We start from the raw sequence: 20742 nt of genomic DNA on the forward strand, positions 1-20742 counted from the left end.
ACATCGGGGTTTGCAGGATGGATGTGCAGGGTATCGACCAACTCGCTGAGCGGTTGGCATCGTTGGTTCCGCCAGGGCTGGCGCAAGCGCGGCAGGATCTGCACGCCAACTTCAAAGATATCCTGGCGCAGGGACTACGCCGCCTCGATCTCGTAACGCGAGAGGAATTCGACGTTCAGAGCCAGGTACTCGCACGGACCCGCGAAAGGCTCGAAAGTTTGGAAAAGCGGGTCGCCAGCCTGGAGGCTGGTGCCACGCCTAGCGGCCAATAACCAAGGATGGCCGCAAGGTCCCGGGACCGCCCCTGATCCGTCACCCTCACCCCGAGAGCGGTTGGGGGCGGTTATTTCCCAAAGCCCAGCGCAAAGGAGTGCGTCATGCGAACCCGGTCCACCATGGATCCCCACCGTTCGCAGCCCGTCGCGATCCGTAAGCGGTTACGCTACTCCACGTCATGAGCCTCGCCGTCACTCTTTCGCGCGCGCAGGAAGGTGTCGCCGCGCCGCAAGTCGTCGTCGAGGTCCACCTGTCCGGTGGCCTGCCTTCCACGTCCATCGTTGGCCTGCCTGATTCGGCGGTACGCGAGGCGCGCGACCGCGTCCGCGTCGCCATCCAGAACACCGCCTTTGAATACCCCAACCGCCGCGTTACGGTGAACCTGGCGCCTGCCGAGCTGCCCAAAGACGGCGGCCGGTTCGACCTGGCCATCGCGCTGGGTATCCTTGCCGCCGGCTCCCAGGTGCCGCGTGAGCGCCTGGACGATTGCGAGTTCCTTGGCGAGCTGGCCCTTTCCGGCGAGCTGCGTCCCGTGCCCGGCATCCTGCCTGCGCTGATTCGCGCCCGCCGCTGTGGCCGCCGGATCGTCGTGCCGCGGGCGAACGCCGCCGAGGCCGCGCTGATTGGCGAAAGTGACATCCTGCTGGCCGACAGCCTGGCCGAGGTCTGCGCGTGGCTGAGCGGGCAGGGCGAGCTGGGTACGCCCACGGCGCCCGATATCGACGACCTGCTTACCGGCATGCCAGACATGCGCGACATGCGCGGCCAGCACCAGGCGCGGCGGGCTCTGGAAATAACGGCGGCGGGTGGGCACCACCTGCTGCTCATGGGACCGCCCGGCACCGGCAAAACCATGCTGGCAGAGCGCCTCGCCGGCATCCTGCCTGCGATGACCGAGTCCGAAGCGCTGGAAAGCTCCGCGATCCGCTCGCTGGCCGGGGAAGTGGTCGATCCTGCAGCCTGGCGCCGCCGCCCGTTCCGGGCGCCGCACCACACGGCCTCAGGCGCCGCGCTGGTGGGCGGCGGATCGTCTCCGCGCCCTGGGGAAATCTCGCTGGCACACAATGGCGTGCTGTTCCTCGACGAGCTGCCCGAATTCAGCCGGCACGTACTCGAGGTGCTGCGCGAGCCCCTGGAATCCGGCCAGATCGTGATTTCCCGTGCGGCCCGGCAGTCCACCTTCCCGGCGGAGTTCCAGCTGGTGGCGGCGATGAACCCCTGCCCGTGCGGCTACCTGGGTGATCCGCTCCACGAATGCCGCTGCACCCCCGACCAGGTGGCCCGCTACAAGGGAAAGATTTCTGGCCCGCTCTTCGACCGCATCGATCTGTGTGTCGAAGTGCCGCGCGTGTCGATCACCGAACTCTCGGCCAACCGGGGCCCGAACGACGACGACAGTGCCACCGTGCGCAAGCGCGTGGTGCGCGCTCGTGAAAAGGCGCTGCTGCGCGCAGGCCAGCCAAACGCGGCACTCAGCGTGGTGAATCTCGAACGCGATTGCGCGCTGCGCTCCGCCGAGCGGGACTGGCTGCAAGCCGCGCTGGACAAACTGGGCGCGTCGGCACGCGCCTATCATCGCATCCTGCGCGTGGCCCGCACCATCGCCGACCTCGAAGGCGGCACCGGCTGCGTGGAGCAGTCGCACCTCGCCGAAGCGATGCATTACCGCCGGTTCTGAACGGTCGCGCGAAAGGCAGGTTTCGACAATCTCCTGCATCGCGCCCATGCTTTGCTCCGCGCGTTAACGACGATCCGGGAGCCTGGCGATGACATCTTCGTTTCTTCTCGTGCTTGCCATGGCTACCGCCACGCCCGCCGCCATCGAGGCGCCTGTGACACTCCCATCGAGCTCGACCTCCATCACGTACCACAAGGTCGACGTGGACGGCGTGGGCATGTTCTATCGCGAGGCGGGCCCAAAGGATGCGCCGACCATCGTGCTCCTGCACGGGTTCCCTTCATCGTCGCGCATGTTCGATACGCTGTTTCCCCTGCTGGCCACGAAGTATCACCTCATCGCCCCAGACTATCCGGGATTCGGCAACAGCGATGCGCCGCCGCCGTCGCAGTACACCTACACCTTTGACCATCTGGCCGAGTCGACCAACGCGCTGCTGGAAAAACTGAAGGTCGACCGTTACGTGATGTACCTGCAGGACTACGGCGGCCCCATCGGCTATCGGATCGCGCTGAAGCACCCGGAGCGCGTGCGCGCACTCGTGCTGCAGAATGCGAATGCCTACAAGGAAGGGCTGGGCGCGAAGTGGGCGAACATCGCCAAATTCTGGGACAACCCGGATGCGCACCCCGAGGTGTTCGCGGCGTTCACGTCGCTCGAGGGTGCGAAGCAGCGGCATATCGCCGGTAGCGCCCATCCCGAGCGATACAGCCCTGACCTATGGGTCGATGAGTACGCCTTCCTGACACGGCCGGGGCAGGCGGAGATCCAGAAGGCGCTGCTTTACGACTACCGCAACAACGTCGCGTCGTATCCCGCGTGGCAGGCGTGGTTTCGTGAGAAGCAACCGCCCACGCTGGTCGTGTGGGGGACGCACGATCCGTCATTCGTTGCAGCGGGAGGCGACGCCTTCAGGCGCGACCTGCCGAAGGCCGAGATCCACCAGCTGGACGCGGGGCATTTCGCGCTGGATGAGAAGGTGGATGACATCGCCTCACTCATGCTCCGCTTTCTCGGTGACCTTGGGCACTGATCGCCACTTCTTTGCGAGTCGCTCGCTTCGATCGAGGATCCAATCGGGCGGCGGAAACGTCGGGGGAGGGTTGTGGCCGAGAATTTTAGGCTCGGCGCGGACGCCTCGTTTTTTGAACCAGGGTAGTTTCATGGTCGTTATCCTTACAGGAACTCAATTTGCGTTACGTCGGTGGCGCTGATGAGAATGCCCTCAACTTCGCAATCACGATTGTCCGTGCACATGCGAAGCCAGACGCCTTCGGTGATGTAGAAATGGCCTTTTTCCGGGCTTGCCGGCCAGACAGCGGGCCATCCGCTGAGTCTGGATCCGTCTCGCAAATTTAGAATAACGAAGCGCGTACTTTTGTTGAACACCTGAACCCATTCGCTTGGATAAGAAGTTCGCTGGGTCACTCCGAACTTTCGCAGCCGTGCATGAATCGTGTCGTGATTCGTCCACGCGCAGGCAACGAATCCCACGGCTAAGGCAGCGCTGATGCTCGCGACGAGGGTGCTTTCGGACGTCCAAATACCGAGTGATATGAACTGGCCCATCGCGATCGCTACGACGCGGACAGTGGCGACGATGGCCTGGACAAGAACCGTATACAGCAGCGCCTGGACGACGCGCTCAAATTGCGAAGGCCGCTCGTGGGAGGTCGTACCGTAAAAAATGCCGGTGACGAGAAAGCCTGGCGCGAGGTACTGGAGAAGGGCAATCAGTTCGCGAGAAAGCTCTGGCATGAGATGGGCCGGAGTTGGAAAGTCTTTCCCATGCTAAGGATGAGTCCGGCGCCCGTAGGTCAGCGCCGCCCAGCGTCCCCCGTAAGAGTTAATACTTATTTCATGTACTGACGGGTTGACAAATGGGGTGGGCGAGGCGGAGAATTCTATACCAGGCGGTTTGCTAATGGCCGCCCGCCCTGTCCCGGTGCTGGATACCCCTCCCTCCCCCCGCTTCAGCACCGGGACCGGCCTTTTATTCACATCCCCTTCGATACGATTTTTTTGTCGGCCCACCGTTTTGGTGCAGGCCGATTTTTTTTGCGTCCAGGGGCTTACATGCGTATCGAACTCGGCTTGTTGTTGACCCTGGTGCTTGGCATCGGCTTCGTGTGCCAGTGGGTTGCCTGGCGGGCGCGCCTGCCGGCCATCCTGTTCCTGCTGGTGGCCGGCATCCTGGCCGGTCCGGTCACGGGGCTCCTCCAGCCGGACAAGGTGATGGGCGACCTGCTGTTCCCCACGGTGTCGCTCGCCGTCGCCGTGATCCTCTTCGAAGGCAGCCTCACGCTTCGCTTCCATGAGCTGAAGGGCATCGGCCATGCCGTCCGGGGCCTCGTCACCTACGGAGCCGTGCTGGCGCTGGGGATGCTCGCCTGCGCCGCGCACTTCATTGGCGGGCTGGGCTGGGCGCTGTCGTTCCTGTTCGGTGCGCTGACCTGCGTCACCGGCCCCACCGTCATCGCGCCGATGTTGCGCACCGTCCGCCCCAATGCACGCATCGCGAACGTGCTGCGCTGGGAGGGCATCGTGATCGATCCGGTGGGTGCGCTGTTTGCCGTGCTGGTCTACGAAGCCATCGCCTCGCATCGCGAAGGGCATTCGCTGCAGGTCTTCCTCGGCACCGTCGCGTGCGGCGTCGCGGTAGGCGCAGCGGCGGCGTTTATCCACGGCAACCTGCTTCGCCGCCACCTGATTCCCGAATACCTGCAGAACTTCGGCACGCTTGCCGCGGTGCTTCTGGCCTTCAGCGGTGCGAACGCCTTCGCCCACGAATCCGGCCTGCTCGCTGTGACGATCATGGGCATCGCGCTGGGCAACATGCGGGACGTGCACATCGACGACATCATGGACTTCAAGGAACACCTGACCACGCTGCTCGTGTCCACGTTGTTCATCCTGCTGGCGGCGCGGCTGCAGTGGCCGTTGCCGCAGGGTACCCTCGTCGCGGGACTTCTGATTTTCGCCGTCGCGCAGCTGGTGATCCGGCCGCTGTCCGTGTGGGTGTCGAGTCTCGGCAGCGGCCTGACCTGGCGCGAGCGCGCCCTGGTGGCCTGGGTGGCGCCGCGGGGCATCGTCGCGGCATCGGTGTCCGCGTTGTTCGCCATCCGCCTGCAAGGGACGGGGATGACAGGCGCCGACGCGCTCGTACCTCTCGTTTTCCTCATGATCATTGGCACCGTCGTGTTCCAGGGCGCCACGGCACGCCCACTCGCACGCTGGCTGCGGGTTGCCGAGCCGGAGCCGCGTGGCGTGCTGGTGTACGGCGCCAACGCAGTGGCGCTGGACGTCGCGCGTGCGTTGCATGCCGTGGAAGGCCTGCGTGTCATCGTGGCCGACGATGACTGGGAGGGCATCCGGATCGCGCGCATGGAAGGCCTGGCGACGTTCTTCGGCAACCCGGCATCGCAGGCCGCTGACCGCAACCTGGACCTTGCCGGCGTCGGCCACCTGTTGGCCATGTCGACGCATCGCGAACTGAATTCGCTGGTCAGCGTGCACTACCGCGAGGAATTCGGTCGCGAGAAGGTGTTCCGCCTGCGCAACCTTTCGCCGGAAGAGAGCCACGGCCGGGTATCGCTCGCCGGTAGCCTCCTGGCCCCGGCGCTGTTCACCGAGGACATGACCCATTCGCGCTTCCACGAGCTGTTGAAGGCCGGGTGGCGGATCAAGGCGACGCGCCTCAGCGAGGCCTTCGACTGGCCGCGCTTCGTCGAACAATACGGCGCGGATGCGGTGCTGCTGTTTGGCGTGGAGGGCCGTGGCGATCTCCGGATCGCCACGGGCCAGCGCGTTCTGGAACCCAGGCCGGGTTGGACGGTGGTCGCGCTGGTGCCGCCGGCGACCTGACCGTCCGCCGCCGTCAGGCCGCCGACGCCGGGTGGAACTGGCTTTCTTCGGTCGACCCGGAGAGCGCCGACAGCGAGCTGAGCGAACCCGAGATCACCTGGTTGACGCGGTCGAAGTAGCCTGTGCCGACTTCGCGCTGGTGCTTGGCCGCCGTGTAGCCATCCTTCTCGGCGGCAAACTCCGCTTCCTGCAAGGCCACGTAGGCTTCCATCTGGTGATCGCGATAACCGCGTGCCAGCTGGAACATCGAGTAGTTCAGCGCGTGGAAGCCGGCCAGGGTGATGAACTGGAACGCGTAGCCGAGCTTGCCCAGGTCATTCTGGAAACTGGCGATGGTCTTCTCGTCGAGGTTCTTCTTCCAGTTGAAGCTGGGCGAGCAGTTGTACGCGAGCTTCTTGCCGGGGAACTTCGCGTGGATCGCCTCGGCGAACCGGCGCGCTTCCTCCATGTCGGGCGTTGACGTTTCGCACCAGATCAGGTCGGCGTACGGCGCATACGCAAGGCCACGGCTGATCGCCTGCTCGATGCCCTGGGTGGATTCATAGAAGCCTTCGACCGTGCGCTTGCCGGTGAGGAACGGCTGGTCGTTCTCATCGATGTCGGATGTCACCAGGCCCGCGCCCATCGCATCCGTGCGCGCCACGATCAGCGTAGGCACGCCGGCGACGTCGGCGGCCAGGCGGGCCGCGACCAGCTTCTGCACGGCTTCCTGCGTCGGCACCAGCACCTTGCCACCCATATGGCCGCACTTCTTCGCGCTGGCCAGCTGATCCTCGAAATGGACGCCCGCGGCACCCGCCTCGATCATGTGCATCATCAGCTCATAGGCGTTCAGCACGCCACCAAAGCCAGCTTCCGCGTCGGCCACGATCGGCACCAACCAGTCCAGCCCATCCTTGCCTTCGGCGTGATGGATCTGGTCGGCGCGCAGCAGGGTCTTGTTGATCTTGCGGACGACGTTAGGCACGGAATCGACCGGGTACAGCGACTGGTCGGGGTACATCGTGCCGGCGGTGTTCGCATCCGCCGCCACCTGCCAGCCGGAAAGATAGATGGCCTGCAGGCCGGCTTTCACCTGCTGCATGGCCTGGTTGCCGGTGAGCGCGCCCAGCGCATTCACGTACGGGCGCTCGTTCATCGCGCGCCACAGGCGCTCGGCACCACGGCGGGCCAGGGTGTATTCCACCTGCACGGTGCCGCGCAGGCGCACGACATCCTCGGCGGTGTACGGGCGCTCGACGCGGTTCCAGCGGTCGTTGTTCTTCCAGTCCAGCGTGATCTGTTCGGCGGTGTGCGTCTTCATCGAAGGGCTCCTTGGGAATGCATCAAACGAGGTGTTCGTAGGCGGGCAGGGTGAGGAAGTCGCGCAATTCGGAGGCATGCGTCAGTGCGCTGATGAGCGTTGCGGCCTGCGTGGCGCGCGCCGCACCGGGGTGCTTCGATTCACGCAGGCGATGGGTGTGCGCGGCGAGCACCTGATCAAACAGGGCGAAGTTGATAAGAGCGTGGTCGCTGAACTCCACGGGGCCGTGATGCAGCCATTGCCACAGCTGTGCACGGGCGATCTCGGCGGTCGCGGCGTCTTCCATCAGGTTGTGGATGGGCACGCAGCCGAGGCCGTCCAGCCATGCGGCGGTATAGCGCAGGCATACCTCGACGTTGTTGTCGAAGCCCGCGCGCGTCACGGTGCCCATGGCGGGGGCAATCAGCGCGTCGCGCCGCGCGATCACGTCATCACGGGTGACATGCAGCTGGTTGGGCGTTGGCATGTGCTCGTCGAAGATCGCCTGGGCGATGGGGACGAGCGCGGGGTGAGCCACCCAGGTGCCGTCGTGGCCGGCCGTCACTTCGCGCAGCTTGTCGGCACGCACCTTGGCCATCGCGGCCTCGTTGGCTTCGTCGTCGCCACGGATGGGAATCTGCGCCGCCATGCCGCCCATGGCGAAGGCGCCGCGGCGGTGGCAGGTGTGGATCAGCAGTTCCGAATAGGCCTTCAGGAACGGCACGGTCATTACCACCTGGCCGCGTTCCGGCAGGAGGCGATCGGCGTGCGCGCGGAAGGTCTTCAGGTACGAGAAGATGTAGTCCCAGCGGCCGCAGTTGAGCCCGACGATGCGCGTGCGCAGCGCATGCAGGATTTCATGCATCTGGAACACGGCGGGCAAGGTCTCGATCAGCACCGTGGCCTTCATGCATCCGTGCGGGAGTTCGAGCGCGTCCTCGGCGTAGGCCATGACGTCATCCCACAGCGCGGCTTCTTCCATCGACTGCAGCTTGGGCAGGTAAAAGTAGGGGCCGCGGTCGCGTGCCTGCAGGGCCTTCGCGTTGTGGAACGCAAACAGGCCGAAGTCGAGCAGGGCGCCGGCGAGGACGTCGCCGTCGACTTCCACGTGCCGTTCTGGAAGATGCCAGCCGCGCGGGCGGACGACGAGGACGGCGGGATCGTCGACCACGGCGTAGTGCTTGCCCTCGGCACTGGTGAATTCAATGCTGCCGTTGACCGCGTCGCGCAGGTTGCGCTGGCCATCGACCTGGTTGGCCCACGTCGGCGCGCTCGAATCCTCGAAGTCGGCCATGAACACCTTCGCGCCGGAGTTCAGCGCGTTGATGATCATCTTCCGTTCGACCGGTCCGGTGATTTCCACGCGGCGGTCCTGCAGGGCCGCCGGGATGGGCGCGACGGACCAGTCGCCTTCACGGATGGCCCGGGTATCGGGCCGGAAATCCGGGAGCTCACCTGCGTCATAGCGAAGCTGGCGAGCGACGCGCTCGGCCAGCAGGGCGAGCCGGCGGCCGTCAAACCGACGGTGAAGGTCCGCGACGAACCCGAGCGCGGCCGGTGTCAGGACGTCGGCAAAGCCCTCCGTCGGGCCATTCAGGCGAACGCCGGCAAGGGGATCGAGCACGCTCTTGGGGACTGCCATGGGTGTTGCCTCCAGCGTCAGGTCTGGAGTTCACGCTACGGCGCGCGGCATGCTGTTGACAAAGCATATGTTTCAATTCAAATCATTAACTCAACTAATAGTCGTTGCAAGTATGCGTTGATATTGAGGATTTCCGAGTGGTTCGTAAGCTGAATGCAGCGAAAAAGCCCGCCACTCGGTCGAAATCGGGGCGTGCCGAGGGTGCCGACGACTCGGCGGCGCGCTTCTACTACAAGGGCAACCGCCTCAAGCAACTGCGGGCCTTCGTCTACATCACCCGCCTGGGCACGCTCAGCCGCGCGGCCGAGGCCCTGTTCCTGTCTCAGCCATCGGTGAGCCTGCAGCTCCAGGCACTGGAGCGCGAGCTTGGCACCTCCCTTGTCGAGCGGACTCGCCGCCGGATCACGCTGACCGACGCGGGCGAGGCGCTTTACGAGATGGCCCGGCCGCTCGTCGAGGGCTTCGAAAACCTGGACCGCGAGTTCGCGGCAAAGACGCGCGGGAAGCAGTCGGGCCGGCTCACCGTCGCCGCCGGCTCCTCGACCATCCAGTACCTTCTGCCGGACCTGGTGAAGGCGTATCGCGAACGCTACCCGGACGTGCAGCTGCAGCTCGCCAACGTCACCGGCAAGGATGGCCTGGCCCTGCTACGCGCGGACGAAGCCGACATCGCCATCGGCTCGATGCTCGATGTACCCAATGACATCGCGTGGGCGCCGGTCTATCACTACGACCCGATGCTGATCATGCCGCCCGATCACCCGCTGGCCACGCGCGACACCATCCGCCTGGAAGATCTCTCGCCCTACGGGCTCATCCTCCCGCCACAACGGCTCACCACCTTCCGGCTGGTGGACATGGTGTTCCAGCAGCGGCGCGTGCCGTACACGGTGGCGATTGAAGTCGGCGGGTGGGATGTCATCAAGCAATACGTGGCGATGGGGCTGGGCATTTCGATCGTCACCGGCATCTGCCTCACCGACGCCGATCGCGAACGCCTCGTCGTGCGAAACCTGCGCCAGTATTTTCCGCAGCGCAGTTACGGCGTGGTGATGCGCAAGGGCAAGTTCCTGAGTCCGGAGGCGCGGGCGTTCATCGACCTGATCAAGCCGGGGCTGCTGACGCATCGGGATTACGATGAGTCAGGCCATTCCGAGCGATAAGGGCCTATGCCCAGGCATTCAGTATCGGCGGGTGAATCCGTGATGCATCGTCGAGCCAGTGCGCAAACTGAGCCATGCCTTTGTAGAAGTCGGCGCAACCCGACCCGGGCACATGGCGCTGAAAGGCAGCCGCGAACACGGCGCCGGACTCCATGCTCTCGATAAAGTCGACCGGGCTGTCATCGCGTTCGCTGGCATACGGTTTCCTGATCATGGAGAGCTCGAGCCTTTGCGCATCGCTGATGGCACCCTCTTTGTGCAGAGCCTCAGCGAGGGTGCGAAGCTGGCTAGGTCGAACATTCCGGACGTTTATGCCGTCGATTTGCGCACGAGATTCGCGCGACAGCCCGCTGTAGGTTCGCGGAATTTTCGCATGGAGAAGCGGTAGCGATGGGAAGCGCATCTGGTGTGACTCCCTTAAAGAGAGCACGATGCCGGTACGCGACGGAACATTATGTAGGGGTTCTTCGTCGCTGCGTGTAGGGATATCAGCGCCCATGGATTACCGGGTCGGCGTCATGCATGGCGCTGGCTGATCAGGCGTCGCGATGCTTTCCGTGATATCCAGCAAACATGGCGCGGATGCGGGCCATGTCGGCCTCGGGATCGTCGGTGGCGTGCACGAGCGGGCCGAGCGTGAAGGTCTTCGTCGGATAGTCGATGAAGACCGGCTGGATCGCCACGTTGGTCGCGCGGGCGATGCGGAGGAAGCCGGACTTCCATTGTTTCACTGCCTTACGCGTGCCTTCCGGGGTGATGCCGAGCCAGAGCTTGTCGCTGGCGTCGAAGCGCTGGACCATCTGGTCAACGATGTTCGTAGCCGCCTTGCGGTCGATCGGGATGAGGCGCAGCCAGCGCACGATGGGGCCGAGCGGGCCGTCGAGCACTTCGCGTTTGATCATCACGCCGAGATCCAGCCGGATGGCCTGGAGCATCAGCAAGCCGTACACGCCGTCCCAATAGGACGAGTGCGGTGCGCCGATCAGGATCAGCTTTTTCTCATTCGGTAGTTCGCCGACGAGGCGCCAGCCGGTGCGCTTTATCGCCCAGCGGCAGAGGCGCCGGAATCGTGAGTCAGGTAGCCGCGGGACATTCGGCGTGAGACTGGACGGCTCGCCGTTCACTCGCGGCTCCAGTCGCGCGAACGCGTGCGCTTGGTCTGGCTGCGCTGGGCCTTGCCTACCAGGCGGCGCTCTTTCGAGGCGCGCGTCGGCTTGGTGGCCAGGCGCTTCTTCGGCACGAGCGTCGCCGCAAAGATGATCTCCACCAGGCGCTCGCGGGCATCGTCGCGGTTACGCGCCTGGTCGCGAAAGCGGCGCGCCTGGATCACCAGCACGCCGGCGTCGGTCATCCGGCGATCGCGGCGCGCCAGCAGGCGCTCGCGCACCTCGTCCGGCAGCGAGGGCGAGCTGGCGACGTCAAAACGAAGCTCCACGGCACTTTCCGTCCGGTTGACGTGCTGGCCACCGGGGCCGTCGGCGCGCGTGAAGCGCTCGACCAGTTCGGTCTCGGAAATCGTGATGGAAGGCGTGACGGTAAGCATGATGGAAGCGGATTCTAGCAGCGTGACGGTAAGGGTCATGACGCGCTGCAAGCTGCGCGGGTGGCGAGAGACCTAGGACGAAGCCGCTGAGATGCCCACCGCACCCAGCGCGTCGGTCCAGCCGAATCGGGAAAAAACCCGTTGCATCGTGTCATCGATCGACGCGCTGATCGCCAGGTCGGCGCCCGTTCGGGGGTGGGTAAACGTCAGCCTCTCCGCATGCAGCAACAGCCGGTGCGAACTGAAGTGCTGCTTGAACAGGCGGTTGTGGTCGCCGCGGCCGTGCTGGCTGTCGCCGACGATCGGATGATGGATATGAGCGAAGTGCTTGCGGATCTGGCGGAAACGGCCCGTGCGCGGTTCGGCCAGCATCAGCGCGTAGCGTTGCTTGTCGTAGCGGCCCAGCGGGATGTCGACCTCAACCGTGGCGAGACGGCGGTAGTCGGTGCTGGCCTCGCGGCGTGGGCCGGTATCGCGGGAGCCGGGCAGGGCGTAGTCGATGGTGCCTTCTTCGGGGTCGGGCCATCCACGCACCACGGCGAGGTACCGCTTGCTCACCGTGCGGCCCATGAACTGCTCACCGAGCAGGCTGGCGACTTCCGATGAGCGGGCAACGAGCAGGACGCCGGATGTCGCACGGTCCAGCCGGTGGGCCAGGTGCAGGCGCCCATCGACCTGCTCGCGGAGCAGGTCGATGAGGAACGCATCATCCGGGCCCACAAACTTGGAACGATGCACCGCGAGGTTTGCGGGCTTGTTGACGGCGACGATGTCGTCGTCCTGGTAAAGAATCTCAAGCATGCGGGGTTCAGGCGTTCCGGCGCGGCCAGCCGGCCAGGAAGGCCACGACGCCGAGCACGGCGGCGACCACCGCCGGCCACAGGCCACGCGGCGCCAGCGTGCCGACGAGCGCGGCACAGATAAGCAGCGAGGAGCCGAGCATCCCGCAGGCCAGCAAGCGGCGGGTGCGCCGCGCTTCCTCGTGGGCCTGCAGCAACGCGCGCGGATCCGCGATCTCGCGGCGCTCACCGCTCGCCACCTGACGCAGTGCGTCGCGCACCAGCTCCGGCACGCGGGGCGCGGTGTGGATCCACTCCGGCAGGCGGCGGCGTACGTCGCGCAGCGTGGAGCGCAGGCTGTAACGCTCGCGCAGGATGCGCCGAAGCACCGGGTGCGCCACGGCCCAGATGTCGATCTCCGGATCGAGCATGCGGCCGACGCCTTCGATGTTCAGCAGCGTCTTCTGCAGCAGGATCAGCTGCGGCTGCAGGGTGAGTTCGAATCGGCGCGCCGTCTGGAAGAGCTTCACCACCAGCTCGGCGATGGAGATCTGCGAGAGCGGACGCGTGAAGTACGGCTCGCACACGGTACGCACGGCCGCTTCGAGCTCATCCAGTCGGATGGTCGACGGCATCCAGCCCGCGGCGACGTGCAGCTGCGCGATGCGCGCGTAGTCGCGTTCGAACAGGGCGATGAAGTTCTCGGCGAGCCAGTACTGGTCGGCTTCGGGCAGCGAACCCATGATCCCGAAATCCAGCGCTATGAAGCGCGGCTCGTCCACGCGGGCGGTATCCACCCAGATGTTGCCCGGGTGCGCGTCGGCGTGGAAGAAGTTGTCGCGGAACACCTGCTCGTAGAACAGGCGCACGCCCTTCTCGGCGAGGTACTTGCGATCGAGTCCGGCGGCATCGATGGCGGCGATGTCATCCGCACTCACGCCGCGCACGCGCTCAAGCGTCAGCGCGCCCTGGGTGCTCAGGTCCCAGATCACTTCCGGCACATAGAGGTCGACGCCGCTGGCGAAGTTGCGACGGAGCAGGCTGGCACTGGCGCCTTCGCGCTGCAGGTCCAGCTCGTTGTCGAGCATCTTCTCCACTTCCGCCACCACTTCCAGCGGGCGGATCTTGTCGGCGTTGGGGTGCCAGCGCTGGGCCAGTTCGCCGAGCGAATGCAGCAGGGCGATGTCGCGCGCGATGCGTTTGTCGATGCCGGGGCGAAGCACCTTGACCACCACCTCGCGGCCGTCGTGCAGCGTCGCCGCATGCACCTGGGCGATCGAGGCGGAGGCCAGCGGGGTTTCGTCGAAGGACGCGTAAAGCGTCGCGACCGGGGCACGCAGTTCGCGCTCCACAATCGCGCGTGCTTCCGCGCCGGGGAACGGCGGCACCTGGTCCTGCAGCAGGGCCAGTTCATCGGCGACGTCGGCAGGTACCAGGTCGCGGCGTGTCGACAGCACCTGTCCGGCCTTGACGAAGATCGGGCCGAGCTCGGTCAGCGCCAGGCGCAGGCGCGCACCGCGAGGCAGTCCGCGCACATCCACCGGCGTGCCGGGGAAGAACGGACGCACCAGCTTCAACGGCCGGTAAAGGTGGGCACCCTCGACGAGCTCGTCGAGCTGGTACTTCAACAGGATGGCGGCAACGCGCAGCAGGCGCGGGACAAGGCGCAGCGGCGTCATGCCCGGTTCCCCTTCAGCGTGCGCTCCAGCCGGGCAAGGCGTGCTTCCAGGCGCTCGGTGCGTTCGCGCACGGTATCCACGCCATCGAGGAAGGCGTCGACCTCGCCCGGTGCCACGGCCACGCGGCCTTCGTCGCGCAGCCAGTCGGCGCCGTCTTCCACAAGGTGCCGGCCGGACTCGCGTGCATGCGCCAGTCCTTCGCGCAGGGCCTTGGCCAGCGCCACGCCGAGGGTGTCGCCGAAGGTCTTGGCGAAGGCTTCCTCCACGTCGGGGGCGTACTGGCGCGCGAGGCGCTCCAGGCGGCGGGCGAGTTCCGCGTCGCCGGCGATATCGACCTTGCCGGGGGCCACGCCGTCATCGTCGCGGCGCATCGCCATGGCGAGCAGGCTGCCGGGAGACGCGGTGACGCGCAGGCTCCCGCCATCTTCCGGTGGGCCCACCCGCAGGCGGCCCTTCTCCACGCTGATCCTAAGCGCCAGCTCGGGGCCGGAAAGATGGACCTGCACGCTGCGACCGTCGAGCACGTCGAGGCGGCTGCGGGTATCCGGGTCGAGATCGACGGCGCGGTTAAGCGCGGCCTCCATGGCACGGCCGGCAAGGACGCGCAGGGGGCGGGGCAGGAAGCGGTTGGGGCCAGCGTCGGCCGGGGAGCGGTCGGGGGTCATGCACCGATTGTAGCCGGTGACCCTCCACGCGACGTATCCGTGATGTCGCGGCTAGCCCGCGCCGTCAAAGCCCGCCTGGCGCCAGGTCTCGAACACCGCCACCGCCACCGCGTTGGAGAGGTTGAGGCTGCGGTTGCCCGGGCGCATGGGCAGCCGGATGCGCTGCGGTTCCGGGATGGCGTCCAGCACGTCGTCGGGCAGGCCCGCCGTCTCGCAGCCAAACAGCAGCGCATCACCCTCGGCGTAGGTCACGTCCGTATGCAGGTGGCGGCCACGCGTGGAGAACGCGAAGACGCGGGGCTGGCCAAGGGCGGCAAAGCAGGTGGCGAGGTCGTCGTGCACGGCGACCGGGGCGAACTCGTGGTAGTCCAGGCCCGCGCGGCGCAACCGCGTGTCGTCCAGCTCGAAGCCAAGCGGGCGGATCAGGTGAAGCGTCGCGCCGGTGTTGGCGCACAGACGGATCACGTTACCGGTGTTGGGCGGAATCTCGGGGCGAAACAGGATGACGTGGGGCATGCCCCCATTATGACGCCGCGCGCGGGCAAACGATGCCATCCGGGGGCAGGGCGCAACCGCTGGCGGCGGCCGTGGCCGAACCGACGACACCCTTGCTGGCCAGCTGCACCGGGTTGCCCTGGTAGGTGAGGATGTTGCCGAGGATCAGGCCGCAGACCAGCATCGAGGCCACCAGCAGGCTACGCAGGACGAGGAGTTCGTGTTTCATGACATCGGTTCCTTTGATGGGTGGGGCGGGTGCCCCGGGGCGTGTCTAGTAACGCAAACCCCGTGCCATGCTTTTAGAGGCGGCAATCAGCTGATTCGTATGAGGTTTGTCAGGTCGTTCTGATTCCCCACAGTGTCCGCGGACACCCGGGCGCCGCGGGCGGACACCGTCCGGTCACGTGTTTTGTTGCGCATTGCGTCCGATGGACCGCAACGGCTAGCCTCAGGGAGTGACGGGCCATGAAGGCCCTGAGGAGCCGTGCATGAAGAAACGCCTCGCCCTGCTAGCCGCAGGGATGATGACCGTCGTCGGTGCTGCCTCGGCGGCATCCACCTCCACCGACGCCATCCCCGATATCCCCTACACCCGCTTCCAGCTGCCCAACGGCCTCACCGTCGTCGTGCACGAAGACCACAAGGCGCCCATCGTCGCGGTCAGCGTCTGGTACCACGTGGGGTCGGCGGATGAGCCGGTAGGCAAGACGGGCTTCGCGCATCTCTTCGAGCACCTGATGTTCTCCGGCTCGGAGAACCACAAGGGCACGTACTTCAAGCCGTTCGAGCCTGCCGGCGCCACCGACCTCAATGGCACCACCTGGTTCGACCGCACCAACTACTTCGAAACCGTGCCGACCACGGCCGTCGACATGGCCCTGTGGATGGAATCGGACCGCATGGGCCACCTGCTGGGCGCCATCGGCCAGAAGGAACTGGATACCCAGCGCGGCGTGGTCCAGAACGAAAAGCGCCAGGACGAAAACCGTCCCTACGGGCGCGTGGACGAGAACATCCTCGTCAACACGTATCCGGCGAACCACCCGTACCACCACGACACCATCGGCTCCATGGCCGACCTGGATGCCGCGTCGCTGGCCGACGTGAAGAAGTGGTTCAACGATTACTACGGCGCCGCTAACACCACCCTGGTGCTGGCCGGTGACATCACCGTCGCCCAGGCGAAGGCCAAGGCCGAGAAGTACTTCGGTGACATTCCGGCCGGCCCGCCGGTGCCGCGCCAGCAGGCGTGGATCACGCCGCTGGCCGCCGACACCCGCGCCGTGCAGCACGACCAGGTGGCACAGACCCGCATCGTGCGCACGTGGATCGCCCCGCAGCTGGGCACCGACGACGCCGTGGGCCTGGACCTCGCCACCACCGTGCTCGGCGGCGGCAAGACCTCGCGCCTGTACCAGCGCCTGGTTTACCAGGACAAGCTGGCCGACGACGTCAGCATCGGCATCTCGCCGTTTGCCCTGGCCAGCCAGGTGCAGTTGCAGGTGGACGTAAAGAAGGGCGTCGACCCGAAGAAGGTGGAAGCCGCCGTCGCCGAGGTGATGAACGACTTCCTCGCCAAGGGGCCGACCGATGATGAGCTGGCCCGCGCCAAGGTCACCAATCGCGCCGGCTTCGTCCGTGGCCTGGAGAAGGTCGGCGGCCGCGGCGGCAAGGCCGTGATCCTCGCCGAAGGCCAGGTGTACCGGAACGATCCCGAGGCCTACAAGAAAGACCTCCAGCGTGCCGATGCCGCCACCGTGGCCTCGATCCTTTCCACGTCGAAGACCTGGCTCGGCAAGGGCAGCTACACGCTGACCATCCTTCCCGCGGCACCCGGCTTCGATCCGGCCGCGGAAGACAAGGCGGTGAAGGGCCTCGCGGATGCGAGCGGCCGACCCGCGGCCGTGCTGCCGGCGGCAAAGACCTACACCGTCGCCAAGTCCCAGGTGGATCGCGCCAGCGGCGTGCCGTCGGTCGATACCTTCCCGGACCTCTCGTTCCCGAAACTGCAGCGCGGCAAGCTGAAGAACGGTATCGAAGTGGTGCTGGCCGAACGCCACACCATCCCGGTGACCCACGTGCAACTGCTGTTCGATGCGGGCTACGCCGCCGACCAGGGGCGCAAGCTCGGCACCGCCAGCTTTACCTCGCAGCTGCTCGAGGAGAGCACGAAGTCGCTGGATTCCGTCGAAGTGGCACGTCGCAAGGAGCGCCTCGGCGCCATCGTCGGCGCCAGCTGCTCGCTGGACACCTGCAGCGTCGCGCTGAATGCCCTGAACAGTGACCTGCAGCCCTCGCTCGACCTGTTCGCCGATATCGTCCGCAACCCGGCGTTCAAGGCCGATGACATCGAGCGCGTGCGCGGCCAGTGGATCGCCGGCATCGCCCAGGAAAAGACCGAGCCGGAAGGCATCGCCCTGCGTTCGCTGCCGCCGCTGCTATACGGAAAGAACCACGCCTACGGCATCCCCTTCACCGGCAGCGGCACGGAGAAGGCGATTGCTTCGCTGACGGCGGCGGACCTGGCCGCGTTCCAGCGCGACTACCTGCGCCCGGACAACGTCCGCATCCTCGTCGCGGGCGACACCACGCTGGCGGCGATCCTGCCGCAGCTGGATGCCGCGTTCGGTGACTGGAAAGCCCCGGCCACGGCCGTGCCGAAGAAGAACATCGGCACGGTGGCGGTGCAGACCAAGCCGCGCGTGTACCTCATCAACCGCACCGATGCGTCGCAGTCGCTCGTGCTGGCGGGCCTGCTCGCGCCCTCCACGAAGGCGGATGACGCCCTCGCCCTCGGCATCGCCAACGGGGCCTTCGGCGGCAGCTTCACCTCGCGCCTCAACATGAACCTGCGCGAGGACAAGCGCTGGGCCTATGGCGCCGGCAGCATCCTGACCGATGCCCAGGGCCAGCGTCCGGTGCTGCTGTACGCCCCGGTGCAGACGGACAAGACGGCCGAGTCTGCTGCGGAGATTCTCAAGGAAGCGCGTGAGGTGATCGGCTCGCGGCCCCTGACCGCCGACGAGATTGCGAAGATTCGTGAGCAGCGCGTGCGTGCCCTGCCCGGTAGCTTCGAAACCGCGTCGTCCGTGCTGGGTGCCATGAACGGCATCCTCATCTACGGGCGCCCCGACGACTACGTGCAGACGCTGAAGCCGCGCATCGAGGCGGTGGACCAGAAAACGGCGGAAACCGCGTTGTCCGCGGTGATGAAGCCGGATGCGCTTACCTGGGTGATCGTCGGCGACCTGCGCCAGATCGAAGCCCCGGTGCGCGCCCTGAACCTGGGCACCGTCGAAGTGATCGATGCCGACGGCAAGCCCGCGAAGTCGCCGGCGAAAGCCCCGGCGAAGGCGGCACCGGCGGCCGCGAAACCGGCTGGCAAGTGACTGATGCGAAGGCGCGATGAGGATTCTCATCGCGCCTTCGCCTTCATCGGGCTAGCATGTGCCCCGAACGCGACATCCCCCCGGAGCCACCCATGCGTAAAGCCGTCTTTCTCCTCATCCCCCTCGCCACGCTGGCGCTCAGTGCCTGCGACTGGGGCATCAAGCTCGACGACAAGGCGCGTAACGTGCGCACGGCGTGGAACGGCGATGTCGGCAGCTGCAAAGACCAGGGCAAGGTGAGCGTCTCGGTCACCAGCCGCGTTGGCCCGGTGGATCGCAGCGACCTGAAGGTGCGCGATGAACTGGAAGTGCTGGCGCGCAACGAAGCCGCCAAGCTGGGCGCCGATACGGTGAAGCCGCTGGGCGAGCCGCGCGATGGTTCGCAGGATTGGGGCGCTTACACCTGTGGTAGCCGCGTCGTGGGCCCGCAGGGCAACAACGCACCGCCTCCGCCGTCGCAGACCACGACGCCACAGGCCGGTTTCGAAACGGTCCCGCTGAAGAACTGAGTCACAGCATGCGCACCCCTTCGCCCGCACGCGCGGCGAAGGTGGATGCCACCCAGTCGATGAACACACGCACGCGCGGCGAGAGCTGCCGGTTGTGTGGGTAAAGCAGGGATACCGGTGTTTCCGTCGGCGGAAAGGCCTGCAGCACCTCGACCAGCCGCCCCGCGGCGATATCCCCCGCCACGTTGTAGTACGGCACCTGGGTCAGGCCCAGGCCGAGCTTCGCCAGCGCCGTGTTGGTTTCCGCACCGGTCACGGTGACCGTCGACGGCAGTTGCACGGTGCGCACCGTGCCGCCCACGACGAATTCCAGCGGCAGTGTCGCTCCTGATGCGCTTGAGAAGAAGCCGATGGCCTGGTGGCCCTCGAGATCGTCCGGCGTGCGCGGCACGCCATGCCGTTCCAGGTACGCCGGGCTGGCGATCGTGACCTCGCGCAACATCGCGATGCGGCGCCCGGCCATGCTGCTGTCGGAAAGATCCCCTGCGCGCAGCACGCAGTCCACGCCCTCGCGCACGAGATCCACCCAGCGGTCGCCTTCGCCTACATGCACGCGCAAGCCGGGGTACTCCGCCAGGAACCCGGGCAGTGCCGGCAGCACGAAGGTGCGCGCCAGCACGCCATGCATGTCGACGCGCAGCAGGCCCGAGGGGCGCGCATCGGTGAAGCCGGCTTCGGCGTCTTCCACGTCGGCGAGGATGGCCACGCAACGGCGGTGGTAGGCCTCGCCGTCCAGGGTGGGGCTGACCTGCCGGGTGGTGCGCTGGAGCAGGCGCACCCCCAGCCGGGTCTCCAGCCGCTTGATGGCCTGGGTGACGGTCGACCGGGGCAGGTCCAGATCCGCCGCGGCGGCCGTGAAGCTGCGCCGCTCCACGATCCTCACGAACAGCCGCATGGTGTCGAAACGGTCCATGGTCATGGATTGTTCCACCGGAACGAATAGAGAAGCCTAATCTAGCCGGATTATCCTTCCGCCGACAACGCGCATGCTTCCCTCCAAGCCGGCACTCCGCCGGTACCGGAGGATCGAAATGAACGAGCAAGCAAACAACCAGGTTGCCATCGTGACGGGCGCCTCGCGTGGTATCGGCGCGGCGGTCGCCAAGCGGCTGGCGCAGGACGGCTTCACCGTGGTGGTCAATTACGCCGGCAGCGCCCAGGCCGCCGAAGCGGTGGTGAATGAGATCGTCGCGGCGGGCGGCAAGGCGATCAGCGCCCAGGCCGATGTCTCGAAAGCGGCCGATGCCCGCCGCCTGTTCGATGCGGCCGAGCAGGTGTATGGCGGCGTGGACGTGCTGGTGAACAATGCCGGCATCATGAACCTGGCCACCGTGGCCGAGTTCAAGGACGACGAGTTCGACCGCCTCTTCGACGTGAACGTCAAAGGCAGCTTCAACACGATGCGCGAGGCCGCGAAGCGCCTGCGCCACGGCGGTCGCGTCATCAACTTCTCCTCCAGCGTGGTGGGCCTGCTGCAGCCGTCGTACGGTCCGTATGCCGCGACCAAGGCCGCGATCGAAGCGGCCACCGTGGTGCTGGCGCGCGAACTGCGTGGCCGCCAGATCTCGGTGAATGCCGTCGCCCCCGGCCCGACCGCCACCGACCTGTTCCTCACCGGCAAGTCCGACGAACTGGTCGACCGCCTGGCCAGGCTGGCCCCGCTCGAGCGCCTGGGTACCCCCGACGACATCGCCGCGGCCGTCGCCTTCCTGGCCGGTCCCGACGGTGCATGGATCAACGGCCAGGTGCTGCGCGCCAACGGTGGGATCATCTGA

The 20742-nt window shown here is 66.4% G+C and carries 20 protein-coding genes; 8 read left to right on the forward strand and 12 right to left on the reverse strand.

Translation table 11 applies throughout. The features are described from left to right. Positions 1–17: 17 nt before the first annotated feature. The 3 genes from ubiK to FIV34_RS01635 all read left to right on the forward strand — a co-directional run bounded on the left by ubiK (position 18) and on the right by FIV34_RS01635 (position 2987). Complete coding sequence (gene ubiK / locus FIV34_RS01625; RefSeq protein WP_139979019.1) at positions 18–272, forward strand: ubiquinone biosynthesis accessory factor UbiK; 255 nt, start codon at positions 18–20, stop codon at positions 270–272. 182 nt (positions 273–454) lie between these two features. Continuing rightward, complete coding sequence (locus FIV34_RS01630; RefSeq protein WP_139979022.1) at positions 455–1954, forward strand: YifB family Mg chelatase-like AAA ATPase; 1500 nt, start codon at positions 455–457, stop codon at positions 1952–1954. An 88-nt stretch (positions 1955–2042) separates the two neighbouring features. Next, positions 2043–2987, forward strand: coding sequence for an alpha/beta fold hydrolase (locus FIV34_RS01635; protein ID WP_139979024.1), 945 nt, complete (start codon positions 2043–2045; stop codon positions 2985–2987). 143 nt (positions 2988–3130) lie between these two features. Here FIV34_RS01635 and FIV34_RS01640 read toward each other — a convergent pair whose 3' ends face one another. Continuing rightward, entirely contained in the window at positions 3131–3712 is a 582-nt protein-coding gene (locus FIV34_RS01640; protein ID WP_139979026.1) for a DUF6338 family protein, read from the reverse strand. 318 nt (positions 3713–4030) lie between these two features. Between FIV34_RS01640 and FIV34_RS01645 the strand changes: the two genes are divergently transcribed. Then, positions 4031–5818 (forward strand): cation:proton antiporter, encoded by a 1788-nt coding sequence (locus FIV34_RS01645; protein WP_139979028.1) that lies wholly within the window; start codon positions 4031–4033, stop codon positions 5816–5818. Between the two features lie 13 nt (positions 5819–5831). On the opposite strand, the gene aceA is transcribed toward FIV34_RS01645, so the two are convergent. Together aceA and aceB are read right to left on the reverse strand one after the other, a co-directional pair. Then, positions 5832–7121 carry an isocitrate lyase gene (gene aceA / locus FIV34_RS01650; protein WP_139979030.1) on the reverse strand — a complete coding sequence of 430 codons (1290 nt, stop codon included), beginning with the start codon at positions 7119–7121 and terminating at the stop codon, positions 5832–5834. A 22-nt stretch (positions 7122–7143) separates the two neighbouring features. Continuing rightward, positions 7144–8742 (reverse strand): malate synthase A, encoded by a 1599-nt coding sequence (gene aceB, locus FIV34_RS01655; RefSeq protein WP_139979032.1) that lies wholly within the window; start codon positions 8740–8742, stop codon positions 7144–7146. Between the two features lie 137 nt (positions 8743–8879). Between aceB and FIV34_RS01660 the strand changes: the two genes are divergently transcribed. After that, positions 8880–9905 carry a LysR family transcriptional regulator gene (locus FIV34_RS01660; protein WP_425462905.1) on the forward strand — a complete coding sequence of 342 codons (1026 nt, stop codon included), beginning with the start codon at positions 8880–8882 and terminating at the stop codon, positions 9903–9905. Between the two features lie 4 nt (positions 9906–9909). Here FIV34_RS01660 and FIV34_RS01665 read toward each other — a convergent pair whose 3' ends face one another. From FIV34_RS01665 to FIV34_RS01700, 8 genes are all read right to left on the reverse strand, one after another. Next, positions 9910–10404: a hypothetical protein gene (locus tag FIV34_RS01665; protein WP_139979034.1), complete on the reverse strand. Its 495-nt coding sequence runs from the start codon at positions 10402–10404 to the stop codon at positions 9910–9912. Positions 10405–10441: 37 nt separating this feature from the next. Beyond that, positions 10442–11029: a 1-acyl-sn-glycerol-3-phosphate acyltransferase gene (locus FIV34_RS01670; protein WP_139979036.1), complete on the reverse strand. Its 588-nt coding sequence runs from the start codon at positions 11027–11029 to the stop codon at positions 10442–10444. After that, positions 11026–11448 (reverse strand): alternative ribosome rescue aminoacyl-tRNA hydrolase ArfB, encoded by a 423-nt coding sequence (arfB, locus tag FIV34_RS01675; protein WP_139985607.1) that lies wholly within the window; start codon positions 11446–11448, stop codon positions 11026–11028. Before arfB ends, FIV34_RS01670 begins: the two co-directional genes overlap by 4 nt. A 72-nt stretch (positions 11449–11520) precedes the next feature. Then, positions 11521–12249 (reverse strand): pseudouridine synthase, encoded by a 729-nt coding sequence (locus FIV34_RS01680; RefSeq protein WP_139979038.1) that lies wholly within the window; start codon positions 12247–12249, stop codon positions 11521–11523. A gap of 7 nt (positions 12250–12256) precedes the next feature. Continuing rightward, the gene (gene ubiB / locus FIV34_RS01685) at positions 12257–13906 is read right to left on the reverse strand and encodes a ubiquinone biosynthesis regulatory protein kinase UbiB (RefSeq protein ID WP_139979040.1); all 1650 of its coding nucleotides are present in this window, start codon (positions 13904–13906) and stop codon (positions 12257–12259) included. Further along, positions 13903–14571 carry a ubiquinone biosynthesis accessory factor UbiJ gene (locus FIV34_RS01690; protein ID WP_139979042.1) on the reverse strand — a complete coding sequence of 223 codons (669 nt, stop codon included), beginning with the start codon at positions 14569–14571 and terminating at the stop codon, positions 13903–13905. Before FIV34_RS01690 ends, ubiB begins: the two co-directional genes overlap by 4 nt. 51 nt (positions 14572–14622) lie before the next feature. Continuing rightward, positions 14623–15087, reverse strand: coding sequence for a tRNA (cytidine(34)-2'-O)-methyltransferase (locus tag FIV34_RS01695; protein ID WP_139979044.1), 465 nt, complete (start codon positions 15085–15087; stop codon positions 14623–14625). Between the two features lie 7 nt (positions 15088–15094). Then, the gene (locus FIV34_RS01700) at positions 15095–15295 is read right to left on the reverse strand and encodes a hypothetical protein (protein WP_139979046.1); all 201 of its coding nucleotides are present in this window, start codon (positions 15293–15295) and stop codon (positions 15095–15097) included. Positions 15296–15557: 262 nt separating this feature from the next. On the opposite strand from FIV34_RS01700, the gene FIV34_RS01705 reads away from it, so the two are divergent. Together FIV34_RS01705 and FIV34_RS01710 are read left to right on the forward strand one after the other, a co-directional pair. Continuing rightward, entirely contained in the window at positions 15558–18458 is a 2901-nt protein-coding gene (locus FIV34_RS01705; protein ID WP_139979048.1) for a M16 family metallopeptidase, read from the forward strand. Between the two features lie 92 nt (positions 18459–18550). Continuing rightward, positions 18551–18967: a DUF4156 domain-containing protein gene (locus FIV34_RS01710; RefSeq protein WP_139979050.1), complete on the forward strand. Its 417-nt coding sequence runs from the start codon at positions 18551–18553 to the stop codon at positions 18965–18967. Position 18968: 1 nt separating this feature from the next. Here FIV34_RS01710 and FIV34_RS01715 read toward each other — a convergent pair whose 3' ends face one another. Next, positions 18969–19880, reverse strand: a complete 912-nt coding sequence (locus FIV34_RS01715; RefSeq protein WP_139985609.1) for a LysR family transcriptional regulator — start codon at positions 19878–19880, stop codon at positions 18969–18971. 118 nt (positions 19881–19998) lie between these two features. Between FIV34_RS01715 and FIV34_RS01720 the strand changes: the two genes are divergently transcribed. Then, positions 19999–20742 carry an SDR family oxidoreductase gene (locus tag FIV34_RS01720; RefSeq protein ID WP_139979052.1) on the forward strand — a complete coding sequence of 248 codons (744 nt, stop codon included), beginning with the start codon at positions 19999–20001 and terminating at the stop codon, positions 20740–20742.

The organism is Luteibacter pinisoli, assembly GCF_006385595.1.
Lineage (GTDB): Bacteria > Pseudomonadota > Gammaproteobacteria > Xanthomonadales > Rhodanobacteraceae > Luteibacter > Luteibacter pinisoli.